The 2,566-nt window shown below is 68.6% G+C and carries 3 protein-coding genes; 2 read left to right on the top strand and 1 reads right to left on the bottom strand.

The window, feature by feature from the left end; translation table 11 throughout:
- Both D7Y13_RS47330 and D7Y13_RS40705 read left to right on the top strand, forming a co-directional pair.
- Window positions 1–366: acyl carrier protein (locus D7Y13_RS47330; protein WP_147452629.1), on the top strand; the 366-nt coding region annotated here is incomplete at its 5' end.
- Window positions 363–2,045: an AMP-binding protein gene (locus D7Y13_RS40705; protein WP_120585821.1), complete on the top strand. Its 1,683-nt coding sequence runs from the start codon at window positions 363–365 to the stop codon at window positions 2,043–2,045. The genes D7Y13_RS47330 and D7Y13_RS40705, both read left to right, overlap by 4 nt.
- A 6-nt stretch (window positions 2,046–2,051) precedes the next feature.
- On the opposite strand, the gene D7Y13_RS48885 is transcribed toward D7Y13_RS40705, so the two are convergent.
- Window positions 2,052–2,519 carry an AgmX/PglI C-terminal domain-containing protein gene (locus tag D7Y13_RS48885; RefSeq protein ID WP_147452628.1) on the bottom strand — a complete coding sequence of 156 codons (468 nt, stop codon included), beginning with the start codon at window positions 2,517–2,519 and terminating at the stop codon, window positions 2,052–2,054.
- Window positions 2,520–2,566 lie beyond the last annotated feature (47 nt).

Here is a 2,566-nt window from a genome sequence, read left to right as displayed (position 1 = left end):
GTCATCGCCTCCATCCCCTCCCTGGCCCAGCTCCTCACGGGAGAGCCCCCCGGCCCTCCACGAGCGCCGGCCCAGGAAGCCGCGCCGACTCAAGAGACAGGGGCCAGCTCCGAGCTCCGGAGTCGCCCTCGGGAGCACCTCTCCGCCACGACGATCCCACCGGTGCTGGAGCAGATCCTGAACGAACTTCTCGGCGACGGACGCACCGCGGAGCCGGATGTGACCTTCCTGGGACTGGGACTTGACTCGTTCGCGTTCGCCCACCTCATCGCCACCATCGAGGAGCGCTGTGGGGTCACCTGCCCGGACCTCTTCATCCACAACACCCCGCGCAAGCTCGCGTCCGCCCTGCCCACGCCCGAATGAAGACTCCCAGGGTCACGGAAACGTTGAGGGAGCGGCTCGAGCACCATGGCCGCTCCCAGGGTCATCGGTGGGCGCTCCGGTTTCCCACGCAAGGGGGCGAGACGCTCGAGCTGACGTGGGCGGAGCTGGTGGAGCGGGCCCGCGGCATCGGGCTCGGGCTGATGCGGCGAGGGGTGGCCCCGAAGGATGTCGTTGTCATTGTGTCTTCCTCGCCTCGGGAGCAGGCCCTGGGCTTCCTGGGCGCCCTCTTCGCGGAGGCGATCCCGTCGATCTACTCCCATCCCTCCATCAAGCAGCCCACCGAGCGATTCTTCGCGAGCTTCAGCCCCCTGATCTCGGCCAGCGGCGCGGCGTGCCTGCTGTATTCGGACGCCCTGGCCCCGGCCTTCCAAGGGTGGAAGGCGGCCTCCGGCAGCGGGATTGCCCTCCTCCCGCTGCGGGAACTGCTCGAGGAGCCCGCTGGAGACGAGCCCCTGCCCGCCTCCGACGGCAAGGTGGCCTTCCTCCAGTTCTCGTCGGGGACGACCGGACTCCGCAAGGGCGTCGCCATCACGCACGCCATGCTGGCCTCGCAAGTCCAAGCGTATGCGGAAGCCCTCCACCTTTCCTCGACAGACCGGGTGGTGAGCTGGTTGCCCCTCTACCATGACATGGGGCTCGTGGCCTGCCTGCTCCTGCCCTGCTTCATGGGCGTGCCCTCCGTCCATCTGTCTCCCTTTGAGTGGGTGCAGCGGCCGCAGTGGCTGTGGCGGCAGATCGCGGATTCGGCGGGGACCCTCGTCTGGCTGCCGAACTTCGCCTTCGAGCTGCTGGCCCAGCGCACACGCGCCGAAGACCTGGGCGCCATGGAGTTCGGGCAGGTGCGTGCCTTCATCAACTGCAGTGAGCCGGTGCGGCCAGGCACGCTGGCAAGGTTTGTCGAGCGCATGGGGCCTCACGGCGTCCGCTGGGACCAGCTCCAGGGCTGCTATGCGATGGCGGAGAACACCTTCGCCGTGACGCAGACGCCCATGGGCTCCCCCCTGCGGCTCGACCGGGTGCGGCGCGCCCCGCTCCTGACGCAAGGGGATGCTGTCGCGCTGGAGGCCGGGCCGCCGAGCGCCGAGGACAAGGTCTTCGCTTCGAGTGGCGTCCCCATCGCTGGCTGCGAGGTGCGGATCTCCCACCGGGGAGAGCGACGGATTGGAGAGATTGAAATCCGGAGCCCGAGCCTCTTCGAGGGGTACGTCGCGCACCCGGAGGCCACCGCCGTCTCGCGAACGGAGGACGGGTGGTTCCGAACGGGCGATTTGGGCTATCTCGCCGAGGGAGAGCTCTTCGTCACGGGGCGGCTGAAGGACCTCATCATCCACCGGGGAACCAACCTGTACCCAGAGGATATCGAGGAGGTCGTCGCGTCCATCCCAGGCTGCAGGGCGGGCCGCGTGGTCGCCTTCGGCATCACCTCCGAGCAGATGGGCACCGAGGAGGTCGTGGTGTGCGTGGAGCCCGAGCCGGACGTGGAGGATCCTCGAGCGTTGGCGGTCCGCATCCGCCAGGAAGTGGCGCTTCGGCTGAGCCTCGGTCTCAAGGACGTGGCGCTCTGCGAGTCAGGCTCGCTGCTCAAGTCCACCTCCGGAAAGCCCTCGCGCTCGGGCAATCGCGAGGCGTATGCCTCGGGCAGGCTCGGTGGGCGCTAGACGGGCTCAGGTCCCCGCATCCCGGTTCGGCTGATAGACAAAGGGATAGGTGATGCGGACCGTCCCATCCTTCGGTGCCGAGAAGGTGGCGGAATGAAGCACCTCCAGAAAGCAGGCCTGGAACCAGGGATCCGGAATGGTGGAGTCGACGACCTCCTCGTCCTCGATGAATCCGGACAGCCCCTGCCCCTGGAGAGTGAAGGCGACTGTCACCTTTTGAGGCCCGGGGTAGCGCGGGGCCGCTTTCTCGAAGCACTCCTTCACACGAGGCCCCAGGGACCGGATGACATCCCTCACGGACTCGCGAGGCAGCGAGCCCGTATGGACCGACGACTGCCGGCTCTCCGCCGGAGGAGGAGCAGGAGGAGCAGGAGGAGGCGGCAGCGGTGACGGAGGGCGAGCCGCACGAACGAGAGACCGCGCTTCTTCATGAGGCCCGACACGCTCCCCGGGGGAGGAGCGGACCGCGGGCATCGCGGGGGCCGGGGACGATGCGGAGGACCTGGCGTCCTGGCCGGAGG

Origin of the sequence: Corallococcus praedator (genome assembly GCF_003612125.1) — a bacterium.
Taxonomy (GTDB): Bacteria; Myxococcota; Myxococcia; order Myxococcales; family Myxococcaceae; genus Corallococcus; species Corallococcus praedator.
Note: the sequence above shows the minus strand (reverse complement) of the source record. Positions and strands in the feature narration are given on the sequence as shown.